General features: G+C 63.8%; 22 protein-coding genes, 1 tRNA gene and 1 pseudogene. 11 read left to right on the top strand and 13 right to left on the bottom strand.

Annotated elements, in window-relative coordinates; genetic code table 11:
- Window positions 1-91: 91 nt before the first annotated feature.
- Window positions 92-176: transfer RNA gene (locus ACESL9_RS10585), tRNA-Leu, on the bottom strand.
- A gap of 141 nt (window positions 177-317) precedes the next feature.
- On the opposite strand from ACESL9_RS10585, the gene ACESL9_RS10580 reads away from it, so the two are divergent.
- Window positions 318-821, top strand: coding sequence for a Hint domain-containing protein (locus tag ACESL9_RS10580; protein WP_372674810.1), 504 nt, complete (start codon window positions 318-320; stop codon window positions 819-821).
- Here the strand turns inward: ACESL9_RS10580 and ACESL9_RS10575 are convergent.
- Window positions 761-2,341, bottom strand: a complete 1,581-nt coding sequence (locus ACESL9_RS10575; RefSeq protein ID WP_372674809.1) for an NAD(P)H-hydrate dehydratase — start codon at window positions 2,339-2,341, stop codon at window positions 761-763. The genes ACESL9_RS10580 and ACESL9_RS10575 overlap by 61 nt on opposite strands.
- A gap of 167 nt (window positions 2,342-2,508) precedes the next feature.
- On the opposite strand from ACESL9_RS10575, the gene ACESL9_RS10570 reads away from it, so the two are divergent.
- On the top strand, window positions 2,509-2,847 hold the full coding sequence (locus ACESL9_RS10570; RefSeq protein WP_372674808.1) for a P-II family nitrogen regulator: 339 nt from the start codon (window positions 2,509-2,511) through the stop codon (window positions 2,845-2,847).
- A 91-nt stretch (window positions 2,848-2,938) separates the two neighbouring features.
- Window positions 2,939-4,345, top strand: a complete 1,407-nt coding sequence (glnA, locus tag ACESL9_RS10565) for a type I glutamate--ammonia ligase (protein WP_372674807.1) — start codon at window positions 2,939-2,941, stop codon at window positions 4,343-4,345.
- Window positions 4,346-4,471: 126 nt separating this feature from the next.
- Here the strand turns inward: glnA and ACESL9_RS10560 are convergent, their stop codons facing one another.
- Complete coding sequence (locus tag ACESL9_RS10560) at window positions 4,472-5,482, bottom strand: GlxA family transcriptional regulator (protein WP_372674806.1); 1,011 nt, start codon at window positions 5,480-5,482, stop codon at window positions 4,472-4,474.
- A 106-nt stretch (window positions 5,483-5,588) separates the two neighbouring features.
- Between ACESL9_RS10560 and ACESL9_RS10555 the strand changes: the two genes are divergently transcribed.
- Complete coding sequence (locus ACESL9_RS10555) at window positions 5,589-6,059, top strand: YybH family protein (RefSeq protein ID WP_372674805.1); 471 nt, start codon at window positions 5,589-5,591, stop codon at window positions 6,057-6,059.
- 42 nt (window positions 6,060-6,101) lie between these two features.
- On the top strand, window positions 6,102-6,971 hold the full coding sequence (locus ACESL9_RS10550) for a class I SAM-dependent methyltransferase (protein ID WP_372674803.1): 870 nt from the start codon (window positions 6,102-6,104) through the stop codon (window positions 6,969-6,971).
- A 605-nt stretch (window positions 6,972-7,576) separates the two neighbouring features.
- Here the strand turns inward: ACESL9_RS10550 and ACESL9_RS10545 are convergent.
- Window positions 7,577-8,272: a hypothetical protein gene (locus tag ACESL9_RS10545; protein WP_372674802.1), complete on the bottom strand. Its 696-nt coding sequence runs from the start codon at window positions 8,270-8,272 to the stop codon at window positions 7,577-7,579.
- A gap of 213 nt (window positions 8,273-8,485) precedes the next feature.
- On the opposite strand from ACESL9_RS10545, the gene infC reads away from it, so the two are divergent.
- Window positions 8,486-9,034: a translation initiation factor IF-3 gene (gene infC / locus ACESL9_RS10540; protein ID WP_372614743.1), complete on the top strand. Its 549-nt coding sequence runs from the start codon at window positions 8,486-8,488 to the stop codon at window positions 9,032-9,034.
- 81 nt (window positions 9,035-9,115) lie between these two features.
- Window positions 9,116-9,709, top strand: coding sequence for an SAM-dependent methyltransferase (locus ACESL9_RS10535; RefSeq protein WP_372614737.1), 594 nt, complete (start codon window positions 9,116-9,118; stop codon window positions 9,707-9,709).
- 47 nt (window positions 9,710-9,756) lie between these two features.
- On the opposite strand, the gene ACESL9_RS10530 is transcribed toward ACESL9_RS10535, so the two are convergent.
- The 9 genes from ACESL9_RS10530 to ACESL9_RS10490 form a co-directional block, all read right to left on the bottom strand.
- Window positions 9,757-10,548: an FAD binding domain-containing protein gene (locus tag ACESL9_RS10530; RefSeq protein ID WP_372674801.1), complete on the bottom strand. Its 792-nt coding sequence runs from the start codon at window positions 10,546-10,548 to the stop codon at window positions 9,757-9,759.
- A gap of 13 nt (window positions 10,549-10,561) precedes the next feature.
- Window positions 10,562-12,928, bottom strand: coding sequence for a xanthine dehydrogenase family protein molybdopterin-binding subunit (locus tag ACESL9_RS10525; protein ID WP_372614733.1), 2,367 nt, complete (start codon window positions 12,926-12,928; stop codon window positions 10,562-10,564).
- A gap of 45 nt (window positions 12,929-12,973) precedes the next feature.
- Window positions 12,974-13,459, bottom strand: coding sequence for a (2Fe-2S)-binding protein (locus ACESL9_RS10520; RefSeq protein WP_372614731.1), 486 nt, complete (start codon window positions 13,457-13,459; stop codon window positions 12,974-12,976).
- A gap of 102 nt (window positions 13,460-13,561) precedes the next feature.
- Window positions 13,562-14,590, bottom strand: coding sequence for a molybdopterin-binding protein (locus ACESL9_RS10515; protein WP_372614741.1), 1,029 nt, complete (start codon window positions 14,588-14,590; stop codon window positions 13,562-13,564).
- Complete coding sequence (locus tag ACESL9_RS10510; protein WP_372614729.1) at window positions 14,587-15,549, bottom strand: XdhC family protein; 963 nt, start codon at window positions 15,547-15,549, stop codon at window positions 14,587-14,589. The genes ACESL9_RS10515 and ACESL9_RS10510 overlap by 4 nt, the downstream gene beginning before the upstream one ends.
- 89 nt (window positions 15,550-15,638) lie before the next feature.
- Window positions 15,639-16,229, bottom strand: a complete 591-nt coding sequence (locus ACESL9_RS10505) for a YeeE/YedE thiosulfate transporter family protein (RefSeq protein ID WP_372674800.1) — start codon at window positions 16,227-16,229, stop codon at window positions 15,639-15,641.
- 3 nt (window positions 16,230-16,232) lie between these two features.
- On the bottom strand, window positions 16,233-16,784 hold the full coding sequence (locus ACESL9_RS10500; RefSeq protein ID WP_372614726.1) for a YeeE/YedE thiosulfate transporter family protein: 552 nt from the start codon (window positions 16,782-16,784) through the stop codon (window positions 16,233-16,235).
- A gap of 124 nt (window positions 16,785-16,908) precedes the next feature.
- The gene (locus ACESL9_RS10495) at window positions 16,909-18,165 is read right to left on the bottom strand and encodes a vWA domain-containing protein (protein ID WP_372614724.1); all 1,257 of its coding nucleotides are present in this window, start codon (window positions 18,163-18,165) and stop codon (window positions 16,909-16,911) included.
- Window positions 18,166-18,250: 85 nt separating this feature from the next.
- Window positions 18,251-19,159: an AAA family ATPase gene (locus ACESL9_RS10490; RefSeq protein ID WP_372614722.1), complete on the bottom strand. Its 909-nt coding sequence runs from the start codon at window positions 19,157-19,159 to the stop codon at window positions 18,251-18,253.
- A 241-nt stretch (window positions 19,160-19,400) separates the two neighbouring features.
- Here ACESL9_RS10490 and ACESL9_RS10485 point away from each other — a divergent pair, with 241 nt between their 5' ends.
- From ACESL9_RS10485 to ACESL9_RS10470, 4 genes and pseudogenes are all read left to right on the top strand, one after another.
- Entirely contained in the window at window positions 19,401-20,432 is a 1,032-nt protein-coding gene (locus ACESL9_RS10485) for a glycosyltransferase family 2 protein (protein ID WP_372614720.1), read from the top strand.
- Window positions 20,429-21,073, top strand: coding sequence for a hypothetical protein (locus ACESL9_RS10480; RefSeq protein WP_372614718.1), 645 nt, complete (start codon window positions 20,429-20,431; stop codon window positions 21,071-21,073). Before ACESL9_RS10485 ends, ACESL9_RS10480 begins: the two co-directional genes overlap by 4 nt.
- Window positions 21,074-23,473, top strand: a complete 2,400-nt coding sequence (locus ACESL9_RS10475; RefSeq protein ID WP_372674799.1) for a glycosyltransferase family 2 protein — start codon at window positions 21,074-21,076, stop codon at window positions 23,471-23,473.
- Between the two features lies 1 nt (window position 23,474).
- A pseudogene (locus ACESL9_RS10470) lies at window positions 23,475-23,791 on the top strand (FkbM family methyltransferase); the annotation flags it as partial.

Below are 23,791 nucleotides of genomic sequence, written 5' to 3'. Positions count from 1 at the left end.
AGGGATCCATTTGGGTGCCTGTTGTCAAGCCTTGCGAAGCAAGCCCGAGGACAGATCGGGGGCCTGAATGCGACGCAACGGCATTTCTGCCTGGTGCGGGTGGAGGGACTCGAACCCCCACGCCTTGCGGCGCCAGAACCTAAATCTGGTGCGTCTACCAGTTCCGCCACACCCGCTTCGCAGCGCCTTCTAGCAAAGCCCTCATGCCAAGGCGAGGGCAAATCCAACGGGTGAACGCATGAAAAAGGGGGCGACATTAACACTCTCTTGGCGTAAGCTGTGACAAAACAACGAGGCAGTAAGAGCAGGTTTGCCCAATGACACAGACCCCAAGGGGGTCGTTCGCCGCGTCACAGCGCGTCGACGATCCGATTCATCTAACCGTATCCAACGGCTTTACCCTCGGCAGCACGATCCTCACGCTCGATGGCGCGCTGCCGGTCGAACATCTCAGCCCCGGGGACAGGATCATCACACGTGATCGCGGTATGGTGCTGTTGCGTGGCCTCGCTGCGCGCGTGGCGCGCGTCGAAACGGTTCGTATCGCCGCCGGATCGCTGGGCCATTCCGCCCCGCCGGCCGATGCGGTCATCCCGGCCGGTCACCGGATCCTGTTGCGCGACTGGCGGGCCGAGGCGCTTTCGGGCCGCAAACAGGCCCTCGTGCCTGCGCGCGACCTGATCGATGGCGAATTCGTGCGCCAGGGCCCGATCCGCGAGATGCGGCTCTGCGACCTCTTCTTCGACGCGGCCCATATCCTTTATGTCAATGGGCTCGAACTGGCCTGCGATCCGGTCGAGCCGCTGCGCCGCGCGGCCTGACGCTCGGCTTCGGCTTCCAACGCGCGAAAGACCCGCGGCAATTCCTCGGGAAGATCCTCGGCAATCAATCCGGGCCCAAAGTTTCGGGCACATTCCACGTGCAACCATGCCGCCGTCTCGGCGGCCCGGAACGCCCCGAGGCCACGCGCCAGCAACCCGGTGATGACCCCCGCGAGAACGTCGCCCGACCCGGCTGTGGCCAGCCACGGCGCCGCCCTGTCATGGAACGCCGGGTTGATCACACAGGCCCCGTCCGGCGATGCGATCACCGTGTCTGCCCCCTTGAAAAGCACCACGCAGCCTGCCCGCCGGGCAGCTTCGCGCGTCGCATCCACCTTGGAAAAGGCAGGCCCCGCGGTGGCCGATGCCTCCAGCTTCTCGGCCAGATCGGGAAAGAGCCGCGCAAATTCCCCGCCGTGGGGGGTCAGCACGCAGGCGTCATTGAGCAGCGTGAACAACGCCTGCGGGTCATCGGAAAACGTCGACAGCGCGTCCGCATCCAGCACGAGCGCACGCGCCGGCCCGGCAAGACCCGCCTCCACGAGATCACGCGCCCGCGCAAGCCCCAGCCCCGGCCCGAGGCACAATGCGTTGATCCGCCCGTCCTCCAGCACCGAGGCCAGCCCCGCGCCATCCTCGACGCGGGCCAGCATGATCGCGGTGATCTGGCTTGCCACTTCCATCTGCGCCGAACCGGGCACCCCCAGGGTCACCAGCCCGGCGCCCACGCGCAGCGCCCCGCGCGCCGCCAGCCGCGCCGCGCCGGTGCGCCCCGCCCCGCCCGACAGGACGAGCGCGTGACCGCTGGCATATTTGTGCCCGGCCGGCGGCTTGGCGATCGCGCTGGGTTCCGCGATCCCGACCGCACCCGTCGCCACCGCGCTCAGTCCGATGTCACACACCCGCAGCCGCCCCGTGAGACCCGGCCCCTCGGCCAGGTAATGCCCCGGCTTGGCACGATGAAAGCAGACGGTCAGATCGGCAATTCCCGCCGGCCCCAGGGCCCGCCCGCTGTCGGCGTCCAGTCCTGAGACGATATCCACCGCCACCATGCGCGGCCGATTCCGCGCCTCCGCGCAAGCCCGGATCGGCGCGATGGCATCCCCGGAAACCGGCCGCGTCAGCCCGGTTCCGAACAGCGCATCCACCACAAGATCGGCATGTTGTGCACGATCCGCGCCCGACCAGTCCCCGACCCGACCCATGGCCCGCCAACGCGCACAGTTCGCCGCTGCATCCGCCGGCAACCGATCGGCGTCACCCAGCAGGAACAGGTCCACCTCCCAGCCCCATTCTTTAAGCAGCCGGGCGATGACGAAGCCGTCGCCGCCATTGTTGCCCGGCCCGCACAGCACCGCCGCCCGATGCGGTGCCACCGCCAGTCCGGGCCATTGCTCGAACACCGCCGCGACCACGCCGCGCCCGGCGCGCTCCATCAGTTCAAGCCCCGTGACCGAACCGCCCTCGATCGCCGCGCGCTCGATCGACCGCATCTCACTTGCCGTCAGCACCTCGATCATGGATCGCCCCCTCGATTCACATTCGCCCGGATTTCGGGCTTGTTGCACATTTTCTAGGCACACCCACGATTTCACCCGGACGGCGCCACCTGCCGGTAACCTAACGAATTGTGCCCGCCCGCGGGAAGTGCTGAGTCACCCCGGAATGCATCACGAGGGAGGCCCCCATGAAGAAGATCGAAGCCATCATCAAGCCCTTCAAGCTCGATGAAGTCAAAGAGGCGCTGCAGGAAGTCGGTGTCCAGGGGCTCTCCGTGATCGAGGTCAAGGGATTCGGCCGCCAGAAAGGCCATACAGAGCTTTACCGCGGCGCCGAATACGTGGTCGATTTTCTGCCCAAGGTCAAACTCGAGGTGGTTCTCGATGACGATCTCGTCGACCAGGCGATCGAAGCCATCGTCGAGGCCGCCAAGACCGACAAGATCGGCGACGGCAAGATCTTTGTCAGCCCGGTAGAACAGGCCATCCGCATCCGCACCGGCGAGACCGGCTCCGACGCACTCTGACGCATCCGCCCCCACACGGCCCCGCGCTGCGGCGACGGGCCGCCGCCACGGCAAATACCCAACCATTCTGCAGACGAAAAGGACCAACGGAATGAGCATCAAGGACGTTCTCACCACGATCAAGGACGAGGCGGTCGACTATGTCGATATCCGCTTCACCGACCCGCGCGGCAAGCTTCAGCACGTCACCGTCATGGCCGACCAGGTCGACGAGGACTTCCTCGAAGAGGGCTTCATGTTCGACGGCTCCTCGATCTCCGGCTGGAAAAGCATAGAAGCCTCCGACATGAAACTGATGCCCGACACCGAAAGCGCCTATCTCGATCCGTTCTACGCCGAGAAAACCCTCTGCGTGCATTGCACGGTGGTCGAGCCTGACACCGGCGAACCCTATGCCCGCGACCCGCGCGGCACCGCGCAAAAGGCCGAGGCTTACCTTAAATCCTCCGGCATCGGCGATGTCTCCTACTGGGGACCCGAGGCCGAGTTCTTCCTGTTCGACGACGTGCGCTTTTCCAACACGATGAACAAGGTCAGCTACGAGGTCGACGCCATCGACGGCGCCTGGAACACCGACACCGAATACGAGATGGGCAACACCGGCCACCGCCCCGGCGTCAAGGGCGGCTATTTCCCGGTCAACCCGATCGACGACGGCCAGGACATCCGCTCGGAAATGCTCTCGACAATGAAACGCCTCGGCATGAAGGTCGACAAGCACCATCACGAGGTCGCCTCCTGCCAGCACGAGCTTGGCCTGATCTTCGACAGCCTCACCAAGCAGGCCGACGAGCTTCAGAAATACAAATACGTCATTCACAACGTCGCCGCCGCCTATGGCAAATCGGCCACCTTCATGCCGAAACCGATCTATGGCGACAATGGCACCGGGATGCACTGCAACATGTCGATCTGGAAGGACGGCAAACCGCTCTTCGCCGGCGACAAATACGCCGACCTGAGCCAGGAGGCGCTCCACTTCATCGGCGGCATCCTCAAGCACGCCAAGACGCTCAACGCCTTCACCAACCCCTCGACCAACAGCTACAAGCGCCTCATCCCCGGCTTCGAGGCCCCGGTGCTGCGCGCCTATTCCGCCCGCAACCGCTCGGGCTGCGTGCGCATTCCCTGGACCGAAAGCCCCAAGGCCAAGCGCGTCGAGGCCCGCTTCCCCGATCCCTCGGCCAACCCCTATCTCGCCTTCGCCGCGCTGCTGATGGCCGGGCTCGACGGGATCAAGAACAAGGTCGACCCGGGCGAGGCGATGGACAAGAACCTCTACGACCTGCCCGCCGAGGAACTCGCCGGCATCCCCACCGTCTGCGGAAGCCTGCGCGAGGCGCTCGACTGCCTCGCCGACGATCACGACTTCCTACTGGCCGGTGACGTCTTCACCAAGGACCAGATCGAAGGCTATATCGACCTGAAGATGGAAGAAGTGGAGCTCTTCGAGCACACCCCGCACCCGGTCGAATTCGGCTTGTATTACAGCTGCTGAGACCCGGGATCAGACCAACCGAAAGGGCGCCCCCACCGGGCGCCCTTTTGCGTTGGGGGGTCGCCACCACACGCGCGCATCGACGGGCCGCGGTGCGGCGATCCAGGGCGATGCCAGACTGGCCTGCTATGCGGGTCTGTCTGTCGCGAACTTGCGGCGATAGATGCCAGGGGACACGCGGGCGATGCGCTTGAAAAGACGCCGGAAGGCCGCGGCATCCTCGTAGCCGACTTCCCAGCTGATCTGGTCAATCGGCAAGTCGGTCTGCTCCAACCTGCGCTTCGCCTCGTCGATGCGCACCTGTTGGACGTAGCCAATGGGAGACAGCCCCGTCGCGCGCTTGAACCGCCGCTCGAAAGCGCGCGGTGAAAGTCCCGATCTGCCAGTCATCTCTGTGACCGGACTGGCCACCGCGAAATTGGTTTCCAGCCAGTTCTGCATGTTGCGCACCATGGCATCGCCGTGCTGGGTCTGCGGCAGGAACGGCAGGTAGGGGGCCTGGCCCTCGGCGTGCCGCTCAAGCAATTCGAACTTGGCGATCGCCTGCGCGGCGACGGGGCTGACGAAACGACCGATCAGGTAGAGAACCAGATCCTGCCACGAGGCGGCCCCGCCCGACATGGCGAATTCCTCGCGGTGGCCGGCGGTGACCAAAACCTCGTCCAGGCGCAATTCAACATCGGGGAACGCTTGCCGAAAACCCGGTCCAAACGCCCAGTGGGTCGTCGCCTGCCGACCATCGAGAAGGCCGGTTTCCGCCAGAAGCCCGAGGCCGGTGCAGGCCGAGCAGAGCATCGCGCCCTGCGCGTGCATCCGTTGCATCCACGCTACGAGTTCGGGGTGACGTCCGGCCTCCCAGCGTTCCTCGACGGCCATCGTCGGGACTATTATGATGTCGGTTCGTTCGATCCTGTCCACCGCGCGCTGGATCGTAATCGGCAGGCCGCTCGCGGCAGGCACGTTCGTCTGCGCCGTGCCTACGATTTCGACCGCGAAGGGCGGGGACGACGGCACACCCTCGTGGAAACCGGCCACAACCGGAAAGGCCGTCAGCACTTCGTAGAGCCCGGCAATGGGCAGGAGCAGCGAGCCCGGAACGGCGACGAGGCATACATGCAGCGGCGTGTCCTCGACCATTCTTGTCCTCCGCGACGGAAACGGACCGATAGGGCCGAGTCTCGCACTTCTCCCGGACCGGCTCAACCGTCAGGCTGAGGAAAGCAACAGACCGCAGGAGATACCAATGCTACGCATCGCAATATCCAACCTTATCGCCGGTAGCGCAGCCCTCGCGCTTGCCATGCCGATTTCAGGCCCGGCGCTCGCCGATCCCGACGCGCGGCAGGCCATCGACGAAAGGCTCCAGCAATACGAGGACCGCTTCAATGACGCGGATGCCAAAGCCCTCGCCCGGCTCTTCAGCGAGGACGTCGTCTATTACGGCCCGCTTGGCCAGATATACGAGGGCCGCGATGCCGTGGAAGAGCGGTATCGGCGCAGCTTCGAGGCCGGTTTCAGCGACATGACCGTCGAGACGATCGAAATCGAGGTCATTGGCGACACGGCCTGGGATCTCGCCCGCTACACGATCACGGATCCAAAAGGCAAACCGCTCGACGGCTATCACCTGGCGATCCTCAAGAAGGTGGATGGCGACTGGACCGTGCAGCGCACGCTGGTCAACGCCGTGATACCGAAGCCGCCGGCACAATGACCCGGCGCTTGCGCGATCCGGATATCAAGGGAGACCAAAGACATGACGACAGCAACGATCGAAGACACCAGCGAATACGTCGATTTCTGGAACCGGGTGCTCGTCCCCAAGTTCATTCGCTTCCGGCACATCCTCGTCGAGGGGACATCGAACCACAGCGACCAGGTGCTGCCGACGCTCGGCCTTGGCGAAGGCGACCGGGTCGTCGACATCGGCTGCGGGTTCGGAGACACGGCGATCGAACTGGCCCGTCTGGTCGGCAGATCCGGCGCCGTTCTTGGCGTCGACTGCTGCGATGCCTTCCTCGACTTCGCCCGCCGCGAGGCTGCGGCCGAGGGGATCTCGAACCTGACTTTCGTCGAGGCGGACGTGCTGACGCATCGGTTCCAGCCGATCCACGACGCCTGCTTCTCGCGCTTCGGAACCCAGTTTTTCGAGAATCCCGTCGCCGGATTGCGCAACATGCGCGCGGCACTCAGACCCGGCGGCACGATGACAATGATCGTGTGGCGCGCGCTGGAGGACAACCCGTGCATGAACTTGCCGAAACAGGTGATCCAGCGGTTCCTTCCCGCGCCCGAGGACGACGCCGACACCTGCGGCCCCGGCCCATTCTCGATGGCGGATGAGGCTGTGGTCCGGCGGCAACTCGAAGCGGCGGGTTTTGAGGCGATCGCATTCGAGCCCGTGGACGCCCCGGTGGTGATGGGCAAGTCGCTGGACGATGCTGTGGCCTTCCAACTCGCGATCGGACCGGCGGGGGAGATTTATCGCGAGGCGGGCATGATTGCCGAGCGGCGCCATGATGAAATCGTCGCCGCCTTGAAGTGCGAACTCGCCCCTCTCGAGAAACCCGAAGGCATCGTTATGTCCTCCGGCTCGTGGAAGGTGACAGCGCGCAATCAGCAATGACAGCGCGTGACATCGCTCTCGGATTGACCGGCGACAAGAAAGCGCTGGCTGGATGTCTCGGTGATGCGTGATGCGCGCAAGCAAAGTCAAACCACACCGACTGAAACAGCAGCTTGTGGACGGACATAGGCGAACGCCACACGCTCCTGATGGCATTTCAATGTGCCAGGATCGCGCTGTCGAACCAATCGCTGTAGAAGAGACCACCCGGGTTTTGGCCTCAGTTACTGTGCAGAACATGAGCAATGACGACAGAGGGTTTCGCCGTGGCCCTCATGAGCGGCCGGTAGGGTGGCGACATTTCGTGGCCCTTTGCCGTCGATTGATCATGCGCATGGCGGGTAACCTTGCAAAGCCCGTTTCCTGCGCATTGCTGCCGTTCTCACCAACTCCCCCACCGTACGCCCCATTAACCAACAAACCGTTAACGCCCCTCCGTTTCCCCCGGCAGCCGGGGGACAGCCGGGCGGCAGCCGGATGTCACCCCCCTGCATCGGGCTACCGGGCGGCGTTAACCCGGGGCCTTGGCTTCGCACCCGCGCAAACCAAGACCCCCGCCCGGGCAACCGGGCGGGGGCTTGCCAAAATCGTTCAGAAGCAAAGGGTTACATGCCAAGGGCCTGTTTGACCTCGTCCAGCATCTCCTCGAGCACTTCGGGGTTGTCCCGCGCGCTTTCAAGCCCGGTCTTGAGCAGCATCTTCTCGCCCACCCCGATCTCCTCATTCTCATCGATCATCTCGGCAACCCTGTCGAAATCGAAGCCCTCCACGGACAGCGGATCAGCGGATTCCTCAATGGGATCAGCATCTTCCGTCGCAGTCTCATCGCCTGTCTCAGCTGCGTCCTGCGTGGCCTCACCGGTGGTTTCGTCACCATCATCCGGCGTGGAACCGCCGGTCTGACCGGCTGTGTCCTCGTCCACATCGGACGAATCCGCCGAGGCGTCTTGCTCACCCTCAGCCACGGGATCCGCGCTATCGGCGGTGTTTTCCGTTTCTTCGTCAGCGGCTTGCCCGGCATCATCGACAGGCTCCTCGGTCACCTCGTCCGCCGCTTCGGCGGCCTCTTCCGCCTCATCGGTGGCGGTCTCGACCGCATCGTTCACAGCCTCGGCTGCATCATCGGCTGCCTCCGTGACGGCATCGGACGTATCTTCCACGGCCTCGGAAGCGGCGTCACCAGCCTCGCTTCCCGTGTCGGACATGCTGTCGACGGACTCTTCCACGGTCCGACCGGTGAACACAAAATACCCGATGCCCAGAAGTGCGACCGCCACTGCGACCCAAATCAAACTCCTCATGATCCTCATCCTTTGACTAGCAGCGTCCCCGCCTGGCACGGGGACCGAACCCGGAGATTTCAAATGCGACCGAACCGCGCAACTTTCAATGGGAACAACGGGAATCCCGGCACAAACGGCCCGTTTCCGCCGAAGATTGCCGCTTGAACTGCGGCGCCGCCAAGTTTAACTTGCTAACTCGGATTTCCGGAAAACAATCGAAGGACCAAAACCATAGCCCGCAGACCTCATAACGCGCCCCCCACGCGCGAAACCGGACCCCGCGTCAATGATCGCATCCGTGCCCCAGAGATTCGCCTGATCGGCGCCGAGGGTGAAAACGTCGGGGTCGTCACCCCGGAACGCGCCCTTGAAATGGCCGAAGAGGCCGGGCTCGACCTTGTGGAGATTTCGCCCAACGCCAATCCGCCGGTCTGCAAGATCATGGATTTCGGCAAATACAAATACGAACAGCAAAAGCGTGAATCCGAGGCCCGGAAGAAGCAGAAGACCATCGAGATCAAGGAGGTCAAGTTCCGGCCCAATACAGACACGCATGATTACGACGTCAAGATGCGCAACGTCGTGCGCTTTCTCGAGGCGGGCGACAAGGTCAAGGTCACGCTTCGTTTTCGGGGCCGTGAGATGGCGCACCAGAATCTGGGACGCGGGTTGCTCGAACGGATCGCGGAAGACGTCAAGGAGATCGGCAAGGTCGAGAACATGCCGAAAATGGAGGGGCGTCAGATGATCATGATGGTCGCCCCCCTGCCGCAGAAGTGATTGGCTGACAGCACGATCCACGCCCCGCTCGCCTGGTTTTCGCGCGGGGCGTTTTCATTTTCGCAAGGATTGGACGCCAACATGTGGGAAGAACGATTCTCGACGCCGGACTTTGTTTTCGGAAAGGAGCCCGCGATCTTCCTTCTCGATCACGCGGATTTCTTTCAACCCGGCCTTTCGGTTCTGTCGGTCGCCGACGGCGAAGGGCGCAACTCGGTCCACCTCGCCGAACTTGGGCTGGAGGTGACGGCCCTTGAATACGCACCTTCCGCCGTTGCCAAGGCCCGCTCCCTGGCCGATGAGCGCGGCGTGATGGTCGACTTTCGCCAGTGCGACGTGCTGGCACAGGATTTCGAGGGGCTTTACGACATCGTCCTCGGTGTTTTCATCCAGTTCGTTGGCCCGGTCGAACGCACCCGTCTTTTTCGCAAGATGCAGGGTGCGACGAAGCCCGGCGGATTGGTCATGTTGCACGGCTATACCCCCGAGCAGATCGGCCGCGGGACCGGCGGCCCACCTGACGCGCGCAACATGTATACTTGCAAGAGCCTGTCCGAGGAATTCTCGGGCTGGGACATCTTGACCTGCCGGGAATACGAACGCGATGTGCAGGAGGGGCGCGGCCATTCCGGCCTTTCGGCCCTGATCGACTTTATAGCGCGCAAGCCGGAATAGAAAGCGCGGGCCACCCGGACCCGCGTTTCCATCATGCTTTCAACCTCTTAGCTTGCCGCAGCCACTGCGCGGCGGGTCATCACGCCAACCAGGTGGGCGCGGTAGGCGGCACTGCCATGCAGGTCCGACATCATCCCGTCCGCAGGTGGCGCCATGCTCTCGACGGCCCCGGTCGAGAAATCGGCCGACAATGCCGCCTCGGCCTCGGTCCAGCGGAACACGCCGCCTTCGCTCGCCCCGGTCACACCGACGCGCACGCCATCGGCGTATTTCGCGACGAACACGCCGACCAGCGCAAACCGCGAGGCGGGCTGCTCGAACTTCTGGTAACTGGCTTTTTCCGGAACGGGAAACCGAACCTCGGTGATGATCTCACCCTCGTCTAGCGCGGTCTCGAACATTCCCTTGAAGTAATCATCTGCCGCGATCTTGCGCTTGTTGGTGACCACCGTCGCCCCCGAGGCCAGCACCGCCGCCGGATAGCAGGCCGCCGGATCGTTGTTGGCGATGCTGCCACCGATCGTGCCGCGATTGCGTACCGCCGGATCGCCGATATGGGCCGCAAGTGCCGCCAGCGCCGGGTAATCCGCGGCCGCCTCGCGCGCCACCGTGGCGTGGCTGGTGCCACCACCGACGCAAAGTGCGCCATCATCGCCCTTGCATACGCCTTTGATCTCCTGGATCGCGCCCAGGCTAACCAGTTTTTCAGGCATCGCAAGGCGCTGTTTGAGCGTCGGAATCAGGGTCTGTCCCCCAGCCAGCGCCTGCGCATCCTCACCCGCAAGCGCCTTTTCCGCCTCGGCAAGCGTGGAGGGCCGTTCAAAATCGAATGCATACATGTTCTCGTTCTCCTTATGCGTTCATCGCTGCCCAGACACGCGCGGGGGAAACCGGCATGTCGATGTGATCCACCTTGTGACCGCCCGAATGCAGCGCGTCGATCACCGCGTTCACCACCGCCGGAGGCGAGCCGATAGCCCCCGCCTCGCCACAGCCTTTCACGCCCAACGGATTATGGGTGCAGGGTGTCTGGCTCGAATGATCGACATCATAGAACGGCACGTCATCGGCACGCGGCATGGCATAATCCATGAAACTCGCGCTCAGGATCTGACCGCTTTCGTCATAGACACAGTTTTCAAGCAGAGCCTGCCCGATCCCCTGCCCGATCCCGCCATGCACCTGCCCGTCGACGATCATCGGGTTGATGATATTGCCAAAGTCGTCGGCCGCGGCAAAGCTCTTGATCTCGACCTTGCCGGTTTCGGGGTCGACCTCGACCTCGCAGGCATAGGCCCCGGCCGGATAGGTGAAGTTCGACGGGTCATAGAACGCCGTCTCCTCCAGCCCCGGCTCGATCTCGTCGAGCGGGTAGTTGTGCGGCACATAGGCCGCCAGGGTCACGTCGCCCCACGCCACGGACTTGTCGGTGCCCGCCACGCTGAATTGCCCGTCCTTTAGCTCGACATCGGCCTCGCTGGCCTCCATCAGGTGGGCAGCGATCTTCTTGGCCTTGTTGATCACCTTCTCGGCGGCGCGCACCATGGCGCTCCCCCCCACGGCGATCGAGCGTGACCCATACGTGCCCATGCCCATCGGCGTGTTGGCGGTGTCGCCATGCTCGATCTCGATCATGTCGGCGTCGATCCCGATCATGTCGGCAATCACCTGGGGAAAGGTCGTCTCGTGCCCCTGTCCGTGGCTGTGCGAGCCGGTCATGACCACGATCCCGCCTGTGGCGTTCACCCGCACCGTCGCGGATTCATACAAGCCCGCCCGCGCACCCAGCTGGCCCACCAGTTGCGAGGGCGCGATCCCGCACGCCTCGATATAGCAATTGAGTCCGAGACCGCGCAGCTTGCCACGCGCCTCGCTCTCTTTGCGCCGCGCCTCGAAACCCGAGAGATCGGCCATCTTTTCAAGCACATCCATGGTACCGTGATAGTCGCCGGTGTCATATTCCACCGCCACCGGCGTGGCATAGGGAAACTCGGTCACGAAATTCTGCCGGCGCAGGGCGATCGGGTCAACGCCCAACTCGCGCGCGGCCTTGTCGATCACGCGCTCCAATTGATACGTGGCCTCGGGCCGCCCGGCCCCGCGATAGGCATCGACCGGCACCGTGTTGGTAAAGACCGCCTTCACGTTCACATAAATGTTCGGCGTCTTGTAATTGCCCGCCATCAGCGTCCCGTGCAGCCATGTCGGCACCGACGGCGCAAAGGTCGAGAGGTAAGCACCCATGTTGGCATAGGTCTCGGTGCGGATCGCGGTGAAGTTGTTGTCCTTGTCCAGCGCCAGTTCAATCTTTGTCACATGGTCGCGTCCTTGCGCGTCACTGATGAAAGCTTCGGAGCGGCTCGAGGTCCATTTCACCGGGCGATTCACCGCCTTCGCCGCAAAGGTGCAGAACGCCTCCTCTGCATAGTGAAAGATCTTCGAGCCAAAACCGCCACCCACATCCGGTGCCACGACGCGCAGCTTGTGCTCGGGAATGCCGAGCACGAAAGCCCCCATCAAGAGGCGAATCACGTGCGGGTTCTGGCTGGTGGTGTAAAGCGTGTGCTCACCCGTTCCCCGGTTGAAGTCGCCCACTGCAACGCGCGGCTCCATCGGGTTGGCGACCAGCCGCTGATTCTTCAATTCCAGCGTGGTGACATGCGCGGCCTCCTTTATGGCCTTGTCCACCGCCTCACGGTTTTCCTCGACGAAGCCCCAGTCATAGCAAAGGTTCGAGGTCAGATCGTCATGCACCTTCGTTGCGCCCTCTTCGAGAGCCGCCTTCATGTCGATCACCGCCGGAAGATCCTCGATCTCCACTTCGATCGCCTCGGCAGCATCGCGCGCCTGTTCGGCCGTTTCGGCCACCACGGCGGCGATCGGATCGCCCACGTGACGCACCTTGCCCTGTGCCAGAACCGGGTGCGCCGGTTCCTGCATCGGCTGCCCATGCCGGTCGGTCACGCACCAGCCACAGGGCAGACCGCCCACGCCCTCGAAATCCGCCCCTGTAAAGACGCGGATGACGCCCGGCATGCCCTCGGCGGCAGCAGTGTCGACCTTCTTGAGCCGGCCATGCGCCACGTCCGAGCGCAGGAAATGCACATGGGCCTGCCCATGCACGTTGATATCATCGGTATAGTTGCCCGCACCGGTCAGAAACCGCACATCCTCACGCCGTTTCGTCCCGGCGCCAATGCCCTCATGATCCTTCGGCATTCCAAAATCCTCCCATTTGTGGCGGGGTCGAACCCGCCTCGCGCCTTATTCGGCGGCGATCGCACCCACGTCCTGGCCGGATGCGGCCATGATCGCCTTGACGATGTTGTGATACCCGGTGCAGCGGCAGAGATTGCCCTCAAGATAGTCGCGGATCTCTGCCTCGCTCGGCTTGGGGTTGTCTTTCAGAAGGGCCACGGCACTCATCACCATGCCCGGTGTGCAAAAGCCGCATTGAAGCCCGTGATGCTCCTGGAAGGCGGCCTGGATGGCGTTCAGCGTGCCATCCGGCGCGGCCTGCCCCTCGATGGTGGCCACCTCGGCCCCCTCGGCCTCGAGCGCGAACATCGTGCAGGCCTTGACGGCCTCACCGTCCACATGCACCACGCAGGCGCCGCATTGGCTGGTGTCACAGCCGACATGCGTGCCGGTAAGGCCCAAGGTATCGCGAAGAAATGAACTCAGCAGCGTGCGCCCTTCGACATCGCCGGACGCAGGTTTGCCGTTCACGGTCATGCTGACCTGTGGCATTGGCTCCTCCCAGATTAGGTTTTGTGTTTTTCTAGTGCAAGTTAAACACGGGTCATCCCGGTTGAGAACCCGGAATTTTTCAGGGCGACGATTTTCGCGGCTTCACGATTTCGTGCCCGAAGCCGCACGATCTTTCGCCCGCCCCTTGCCGCGCCGCGGCATCGGGCGGGTCGGGATCTCCTTGAGCAGGCCCCCCACCCCCATTGCGGCGATATCAGCGTCGCTCACCTCGAGACCACAGGCAACCCTGCTCAGCACCCAGTCGGCCCCGTTGAGCGCGGGCGACCGCGCACAGCCCGGCAACCCGATCACCGGGCGCTCGTCCAGCGCACCGATGAAGAGCAGGTTTCCCGGATCGACCGGCATGCCAAAGCGATCAACCTGCCCCCCGGCCTGCCGCAGTGCCTCGGGCCCGGTATCCGCCGGGTCGGACGTGGCCGAACCGGTCAGGATGAGGGTCATGTCCCCGCGTGCCGCGCCAAGCGCCCGCGCCAGCGCCCCGGTCTCATGCGGCACATGCACCACCTCGGCCAGTTCCATGCCCAGTGCCTCCAGCCGCCCGGCAATGGATTCGCGGCCCTTTTCGCCCGCACCGCCCGCGATCTCGGTCACGATCAGGCTGGCACTGGGAACCACCGGCCGTGCCAGCCGCACGGTGCCGCGCGCATGGTCCGCCGCAAGCGCCACATCGTCGCCCGACACCCCATATGAAATGATCTTGACCGTCGCGACCATTCCGCCACCCGCCATCTGATGAAAGGGCGGGACTGTGGCCACGGTGATCATCGGGTTGACCCGGTTGACCGCTTCCAATCGCGCCACGTCCATCAGCACGACACCGGGACCATCGGCAATCAGGTTCACGCGCCCGGTAGAGGCCCGGCTGAGGCTGAGCCCCGCGCCCGTGCCTTCGATCAACGCCGCGGCGATCCGGCTTGCGGCTTCGTCCTCGTGAAGATCACCGGGGTCGAGCCGCGCTACGGTCACATCCGCGAACCCGGCCGCCTGCAGCGCCGCGACATGATCAGCCTCCAGAACCAGCCCCTTGCGCAACCGCTTCTTTCCCACGGCGACGGAATGCGCCAGGATCGCCCCCTCGGCATCCGCTATGGGAACCGGCCCGAATTTCATCCCTTCCTCAACACCATCAGGCATTCGGCCAGGACCGACACCGCGATTTCCGCCGGCCCGGCCGCGCCGATATCCAGCCCGACGGGCGCGTGGATCCGCGCGATCTCCTCGCCGGAAAACCCGTCCTCCTCCAGCCGCGCCACACGCTTGGCATGGGTCCGGGTCGATCCTAGCGCCCCGATATAGAACACGTCCGAACGCAGCGCCGCCTTCAGGGCCGGATCGTCAAGCTTGGGATCATGGGTCAGCAGAACCAGCGCCGTGCGTGCATCGAGGCCCAGGGAAGCGACTGCCTCATCGGGCCAGTCTTCCAGAATTTTTTCGCCCGGAAACCGTTCGGACGAGCCGAAGGCCGGGCGCGGATCAACCAACAGCGGATCGAAACCCGCCAGCCGGGCCATCGGAACCAGCGCCTGCGCGATATGCACCGCACCCACCACGATCATCCTGAGCGGCGGGTTGTGAATGGTGACGAAACTCCCATCCTCCTCGAAGCCCGAGCGGTCCATGCGCAATCGTTGCTCGAACCCCGCGCGCACAAGGCGCCGCGGCCCATCCCCCGGCGACGAGACCACTGCAACCCTCTCGCGTGCCGCCCGCGCCGCGACCAGCTCCTCCAGCACCGCCACAGGCAGGACCGGTCCCACCGGTTCGACCATCACCCGGATGGTTCCGCCACAGGCCAGCCCCACGGCAAAGGCATCGCCGTCGCTCACGCCATATTCCAGCATCCGCGGAGCACCATCGTCGAGCGCCTCCAGCGCCTCGGCGACCACCGCGCCCTCGACGCAACCGCCCGAGACCGAGCCCTCGATCGCGCCCTCGTCCGAAATTGCCAATTGCGCACCAACCCGGCGCGGCGCGCTGCCCCAGGTCTCGACCACCGTGGCCAGCGCCACATTGCGGCCCGCCCTGAGCCAATCAAGCGCGATTTCAGGAATGTTGTCGAAGCGGTCCATTGTCTTCCCCCATCAGGCCCCTTCACCAAACAAAAGAAAACGGCCACCCGCAAGGGGCAGCCGTTCGCGATTTCATGATCGGTTGCGTTTCACTCGGCCGGTGCCACGGCCTCGCCCTGGCCAACGATCCGTTCGGGCAGCACAAAGGCGATGACGACGAAGCCCGCACCCAGCACGATCCCCAGCAGATCGCCCTGGATCGCGCTCAGACCATCAAAGCCCGAGCCGGGAACCGTGCCAAGCGTTACCTTGCCACCAAGAATGTCGTCGAGCATCCCCGAGGCCAGCCAGGCCGGATAGGTCACCATGTAGGCCGCAGCCCCCAGCAGGCCGCCCGCGATGAAGAACCACGCGTCCTTGCGCCCGCTGGCCGCCGCGCAGACGCCGGTGCCCGGGCAATAGCCCGCCAGCGCCCAGCCCGCGCCCAGCAGCAATCCGCCGATGAACACGCCGACATAGGCCGCCTTGACGCTCATGTGGCCGACCTCGACCAGGCCCAGCATCTGCCCGCCGAACATCAGCACCGAACCGGTGCCGATCGCCAGCAGAATGGTCTTCATCAGGTGCAGGTTGGTCAGGCTCAGCATCCGGCCAATCCAGTTCGGGTTGGTTGCGCCGATTCGGTCGAGCACCGCCCCGAATGCCGCACCGATCACCAGTGCAAGTATGATCGAACTCATGTCTCAGCCCTCCTTGCGATACAACATCATGGATACGGGAATGGCCGTGGCAAACGCGCCCAGCGCGAAGATATAGCCCGACAGCGAGGTCTGCATCATCCCCGACATCATGTGTCCCGAAGTACAGCCCCCCGCGAGGCGCGCGCCATAAAGCACGATGAACCCGCCGACAAAGGCCACGGCATAGCGTTTCCACGGCGTATCACCATAATTGGCATACCAGATCGCCGGAAGCTTGCGCTCATCGCGCGACACGCCGCCCCGCGCCAACGCCGACAGGAACGCCCCGATCATCATCGCGATGACGAAAACAAAGCTGTAGTTGAGCGGGTTGGCCACCGAGTTGGCATATTTTCCGCCCGATTTGGCCAGATATGCATTGCTCGAGGTCCAGCCCTCTTCGGTTTGCGTCACAAGCTCGGAATTGGCCGCGTTCCCGATGATACCGTCCAGGATGACAAACTGCGTCGACACCCCGATCGGTTTCACCAGAAGCACCGCCAGAAAGAACACGACGCCCAGAAGAAGGCCCCCGGTTTTCCAGTTCAGTGTCATTGGTGAGTCTCCTCATATCACATTCTGAAAAAGTGATATATTGTGAAGGGAATATTTGTAAACCCGTGAACCCGGGCAAGATTGTCGCGGCCCGATCATCAACAACGACCGGTCCGGCCGTCATTCACGACCCGAGCATCGCCATCAGCCGCGCCTTCTCGCCCATGTCGTCGGGGCGCGAAAGTGCGGCGGCAAGCTCTTCCAGCGTGGCGACCGAGTGACCCGCGCGGAAACTGTCCACATGCGGCAGCATCGCACGGATGCCCGCGGCCTTGGGCGCAAAGCCGTCCCAGCGAAGCAGCGGATTGAGCCAGATCAGGCGGCGCGCAGACAGGTGCAGCCGCTCGATCTCCTTTTCCAAGAGAGCCGCATCGTCCCGGTCGAGCCCGTCGGAGATGAGCAGAACCACCGCCCCCTGCCCCGTCACCCGGCGCGACCAGTCGCGGTTGAAAACATGCAGGCTCTGCCCGATCCGGGTGCCGCCCTCCCAGTCCTGCGCCTGCGCACCGGCGGCCTTGAGCGCCTGGTCGACATCTCGGGTGGCCAGGTGCCGGGTTATGTTGGTCAGGCGCGTGCCGAATGTGAAGGCATGTACCTTCGCCCAGCCCGCCCCCTTGTGATTGGCCACCGCGTGCAGGAAATGCAGTACCATGCGGCTGTATTGGCTCATCGAGCCGGAAATGTCGCAAAGGACGACAAGATTGGGCCAGCGTGGGCGCGGGGCCTTCATCTGGAGCTTGCGCAACTCGCCCCCCTGACGCATCGCCGCGCGCAGGGTGCGCCGCCCGTCGATCGCACGCCCCTGAAGCGCGGCCATCGCCCGGCGCGTCGGGATCGGTCTGACCGGAAGGCGCAGCCGCGCCAGCATACGCTTGGCCTCGGCGATCTCGGCGGTGCTCATCTGTTCGAAATCGAGCGTCCTGAGACGTTCCTCGCGCGACATGGTGCGCGAGGCGTCGATGTCGATCTGCACTTCCTCGCCGCTCTCCTCGATCTCGGGCGCGTCGCGCTCGGCCCCGTCGAGCAACGCCTCGGCCGCGCGTTTCTCGGCGGCTTCGGCCCGGCGCTCCTCCTGCACGCCGCGAATGGCGGGCAGCATCATCGACATCATGTGTTCCATGTAGCGCGGGTCGCGCCAGTAAAGGCGAAATAGCTGCGCAAAGACGCGCCGATGCTCGGGCCGGTTCACGAAACAGGCATGCAGCACCCAGTAGAAATCGGCCTTCTCGGTGAACCCCGCCGCCTCGACCGCGCGGATCGCGTCGATCACCCGCCCCGGCCCGATCGGCAGGCCGGCCCTGCGCAACGCCCGCGCAAAATGGGTGATGTTGTGGGTGAGCTTCGGGTGCTCGGGCAAGTCGAGAGACGGCAGTTCGGTCATCGGATATCCTGGGGGCGCTGCCCCCAAGGCGCAAAACGCGCCGCGTTTTGTCGCCCCCCCGGAGTATTTGGGGCAAGATGAAGCATCACGCAGGTTCGAGCGAGGACTTCACCTCGTCGAGGATGCGCTTGGCCTCGCTGCCCTGGAGTTTATGGATGTCATCCTGGTATTTCAGGATCGCGCCCAGCGTATCCGCGATGACCTCGGGGCTGAGGTCGAGCACGTCGAGCGCCAGCAGGCACTTGGCCCAGTCGATGGTTTCGGCAACGCCCGGCTTCTTGAACAGGTCTTCGGTTCGCAGCTTCTGCACGAAAGCCACCACCTGTTGCGACAGGTGTTCGGCGGCTTCGGGTGCGCGGGCATGCAGGATCTCGATCTCGCGCTCGAAGCTGGGATAATCGACCCAGTGATAGAGACAGCGGCGTTTCAATGCATCATGCACCTCGCGCGTGCGGTTCGAGGTCAGGATGACGATCGGCGGCTCGGGCGCCTTGATCGTGCCAAGCTCCGGGATCGTCACCTGAAAATCGCTCAGCGCCTCCAGAAGGAAGGCCTCGAACGGCTCGTCCGTGCGGTCAAGCTCGTCGATGAGCAGGACCGGCGCGCCCCCGGGTTGCGGGCGCATAGCCTGCAAAAGCGGACGCTCGATCAGGTAATCCTCGGTGAAAAGCTCGGACTTGAGCATCTCCGCATCCGCCCCGCCCGCTGCCTCGGCGGCGCGGATGGCGATCATCTGTTCGGCGAAATTCCATTCATAGACCGCCGTCGCCGCGTCGAGCCCCTCGTAGCATTGCAGCCGGATCAATCGCCGCCCGAGCCCGGCCGCAATCGCCTTGGCGATCTCGGTCTTGCCGACGCCCGCCTCGCCTTCGAGAAAGAGCGGTCGCCCCAGCCGGAGCGCGAGAAACACCACCGTGCCCAGCGCCCGGTCGCACACGTAATCCTGTCCGGCCAGCATCGCCTGAACGTCGTCGATGGATGTCATCTCGCGCATGGGTGTCCTCCTGCCGTCAAGAACTGCATGGCGCGTGCCACAAGGTCAAGTCACGCTCTGTCGCGGAATTGTCCCACAGGGAGACCGAAACTCATGAAAGATTGACGCTTCCCGCGCCAAGTGCCATGTTTTGCGATAACAACAAGATGCCATATTGGCCATGATTGGCCGCGGCACAAAGACAGGCAATGACGGGCAGAGGCATGTTCAAGGGTTCCGGCACAAGGACGGGGGTGCGTCAATGCGCATAACGGCCGTCACCTGCGTCAAGAACGAAGGCCCTTTCCTTCTTGAATGGATCGCGTTCAACCGCCTGATCGGTGTCACCGACCACCTGTTCTACTCCAATGACTGTACCGACGGCACCGACCGGCTGCTCGACGTGTTGCAGGACCGCGGGCTGGTGCAGCACCTGCCCAACCCGGCCGAGGGGCGCAACTACCAGATGGAGGCGCTCAAGGATGCCCGGAAACACGAGATCGTGACCGGGGCCGACTGGGTCTGGGTTGCCGATGTCGACGAGTTTCTCAACATCCACGTGGGCGATCACACCATCCCCGCCCTGATCGACGCCTGCGGCGATCCGCAGGCCATATCCGTTACTTTCCAGTTCTTCGCCAATTGCGGCATCGACGCATTCGAGGATCGCCCGGTCATCGGACAGTTCACCCGATCGCACAATCCCGACCTGTGGTGCGGTGAGGCCGCCATCGAGGTCAAGACATTGGTGCGCCGGGATTTCCCGCTACAGTACTACGGCGCGCACCGCCCCTTCTTTCGCGACAAGCTGCCCCCAAAAGAGCGCCCCGCCTGGACCGACGGATCGGGGCGCCCCGTGCCGCACAGGTTCCTTGTCGCCGCCAATCCGCGCCGCATCCGCAGGTTTCCCGCGAAGGGCGCACGTGATTTCGCCACGCTCAACCACTACGCGCTGCGCTCGCTCGACAGCTACCTGGTCAAGAATGACCGTGGCGACGTCAACCGCGAAAACCGTGCCTTCGACGACACCTATTGGCGCGAACGCAACGATCCCGCTTGGGAAGACATCTCGATCCGTCGATATCAGCCCGCACTCGACGCGGCGCTGGCCGAACTCAAGGCCGACAGGACGATCTGTGAATTGCATGACGAGGCTGTGCGGCGGCACCGCGAAAAGCGTGATCAACTGATGACGCGGGCGCGCTATGCCGAGATGTATGCTCACCTGAAGGGTTTGCCCACCTACCCGCCGGGTGAGTATGAGCTGATGCAGGAACTGGGGCTGGTCACATGACTGAAAGCAAGCTCAAACTGGTCAATCTGGGCCTGCCGAAATCCGGCACGACGACGCTCGCCCATGCGCTTGAACAGGCGGGCTGGCTCTGCGCCGATCACAAGGTGCGCCGGTCGATCAAGCAATCCGGAACGCTGGGCGGGGACCATGTCGGTCGGGTGATCTATCGCGGGTATTTCGAAACCGGCGATCCGTTTCACCACCTTGGCTTCTACGATGCGTTGACCGAGATAAGCGTACTGCGCAAGGATCTGACCTTCTGGCCACAATGCGACCATGCCGTGATACAGGCCATGCGTCACACACATCCCGATCTGCGTTTCGTCGTCACCTACCGACCACCGGACAAGCTCTCCGACAGCATGAGGCGCTGGAACAACCTTGGCTCGGTGCGGCTGCCCAATGGGGTGATCCCCGGCCTGCCACATGGTTTCGGTGGCACGGATGCGGAACGGGTCCGCTGGATAGAGGGTCACTACGCAATGCTGCGCGATATTTTCGGCAATGACAGGCGCTTCCTCGAACTGCCCATGGACGCGCCCGACGCCAGGCAGCGGCTTGCGGCCCATCTGGGTATCGACATCCCTTGGTGGGGCAGGAAGAACGTCAACGACACCACGCCGGCAGAAAGGCTGGGCTGAATGCGGATCTTCCTTCATATCGGCCCCGATGCCGCCGCCTCGGAGCGGATGCAGCGCATTCTGGATACCAAGCGCGACCAGATGCGCTCAAAAGGCGTGCTTTACGCCCGTTCTCCCGGCGCGCGCAACCATACGCGCCTCTTCATGGCGGTAACGGATCCGGAAAACGTCGATTCCCTGCGGTTCAACCGCGGGTTCATCCCTCCCGAAAAGCAGCGTGTGCTCCTTGATGACGTGGCGCAGAGCCTGAAACACGAGGTCGCCCAGCACCGGCCCGACACGCTGATCCTGTCTGCACATCAACTCGGGTGCACGCTGTTTTCGCGCTCCGAGCTTGAGCGTCTGCGCGCCCTGTTGCGTACACTCTCTGACGACATCCGGATCGTCGCACATCTCGACGACCCCGCGCGCATGTTGGCCCGGCGCTACGCGACACAGCTGATCGAAGGGCGCGCGCGGTCACTCGACCTCGAACTGGGGCTGATCGGGGCCGAGGATTTCTGGCAGGCGGCGCTCGAGACCCGACCCGCACCAGACCCTCAAGCCGGCCGGTTCGGCGAGGTGCAGGGCGCATGCTACTGGCTCGATTTCAAACGCCTTCAAACCGAATGGGAGGCGGTATTGGGCACTGGCTCCATGCATTATCACAGCCTCGATCTGCCACGTCTCTACAGTGCCGATGGCACCGAAATGCTGCGCGCGGCCTTCGACATCACGGACACCATCGGCAAGGCCGAGACCGAGGACATCCCAGCCGACCCACCCGCGGCCTGGCTTTCGCGGTGCCGGCTTTTCAACGACGCGGTTCTGCGGCTTCTGGCAAAAAAGGAGGTGATCCTGCCCCGCCAGCTCTGGCGCAAGTTTCTAAGTGAAATATGGGTCGATGGCGCGCCGGCCGCAGCGGGCAGCCTGTCGGCCCTCTCCGCGCGTTTCGAGAAGGACATCAAGGCGCTGTGCCAGGCCCATCCCGGGCTTGATCCGGCAACGATGAAGCGCGACCGCAAGCTGCCCGAATGGACCGAGGCTGACCCGACGGGCGGGTTTCGCGCGACGCAATACCTGATGGCCTTCCGCTGGCGCATCAATCAGGCGAACAAGCAGGAACTGGCCAACAAGGCCGCCGACCTGGCGCGGCTCGAGAACGATACGCCCAAGGCGGTCGCACAGGCCGCCGATGGTCAGGCCATCACGCTTCCCGAAGAGGTGGACAAGGTCCTGTCGCCCTCTGCCCGAAAGGTGATGCCCCCGCTCGCGAAACAGAATTTCGTCAAGCTGCAACGCTCTTCCTTCGCCCCGCACAACCGGCTTGGCGCGATGAACGAGGAAGAGCTGGCCGCCGCCTATACGCCTGTGCCGCCGCGCACGCTGCCCGATGGCTCAAGCGGCAACGTGATCGTCGGATGCATGAAGAACGAGGCGCCCTATATCCTCGAATGGGTCGCCTATCACCGTGCCATCGGCGTCGACAATTTCCTGATCTACACCAATGACTGCACCGACGGCACCGCCGAGATCCTCGACCGGCTGCAAGAGATGGGCGTGCTCCAGCACCGCAACAACGACATCTGGAAAGGCAACTCGCCGCAGCAATACGCGCTCAACCAGGCGCTCAAGGAAGACGTGATCCGCAACGCCGAATGGATCATCCATATCGACGTGGACGAGTTCATCAACGTGCGTTGCGGCAACGGAACGCTATCCGACTTCTTCGAGCGCGTGCCTGAAGCCACCAATGTCGCGATGACGTGGCGCCTCTTCGGCCATAACGGCGTCACTCGGCTCAGCGACACGCTCGTCGTCGAACAGTTCGACACCTGCGCCCCCAAGTTCTGTCCCAAGCCGCACACCGTCTGGGGCTTCAAGACCATGTTTCGCAACATCGGCGCCTACGAGAAAATTTCCTGTCACCGCCCCAACAAGCTGAACGAGACATTGAGGTCACGGGTCAAATGGGTCAATGGCTCGGGCCACGACATGACCGCCGAGGTCGCGGATAACGGCTGGCGCAATTCCAAGAAATCCGTTGGCTATGATCTCCTGCAGCTCAACCATTACGCGCTGCGCTCGACAGAGAGCTTTCTTATCAAGCGCCAGCGCGGACGCGCGCTTCACGTCGACCGCTCGATCGGGATCAACTACTGGATTCGCATGGACTGGTCGGACTTCCGCGACATCACGATCAAGCGCAACATCCCCCGCCTGCGCGCCGAGTATGATCGGCTCATGGCCGATGACACCCTGCGCACCTGGCACCAGAAGGGCCTCGCCTGGCACCGCGCCAAGGCCGACGCATTACACGAGGTCCCCGAATTCCGGGAATTGTACGAACAGGCCCTCGACCTGAAACTGACCGAGACCGAGCGCGTCGCCTACGCCCTCGCGCTCGACATGGAGAGCTGACATGGACGCCCCCCAAGCCGACACGCCAGAGACAGCGCGCGACCCGATCCGCTCGCGCGGACTGCGCTTTCCCGACGACCCGACGATCCTGACCCCGCGCATACGCAAGTTGCTGCGCAAGGACGCCTATGAAGAACTCGAATCCAACGCGGTGCTGAAGGTTGCGCGCGCCGGCGACACCGTGCTCGAACTGGGCGCAGGCATCGGCTACATGTCCACCCTGATCGCCTCGAAGAGGCCCGTCACCGCGGTTCACAGCTTCGAGGCCAACCCTCACCTGATCGGTTACATCCACAAGCTACATGCCGAAAACGGCGT

Source organism: Aquicoccus sp., from assembly GCF_041686535.1.
Lineage (GTDB): Bacteria > Pseudomonadota > Alphaproteobacteria > Rhodobacterales > Rhodobacteraceae > Aquicoccus.
Note: the sequence above shows the minus strand (reverse complement) of the source record. Positions and strands in the feature narration are given on the sequence as shown.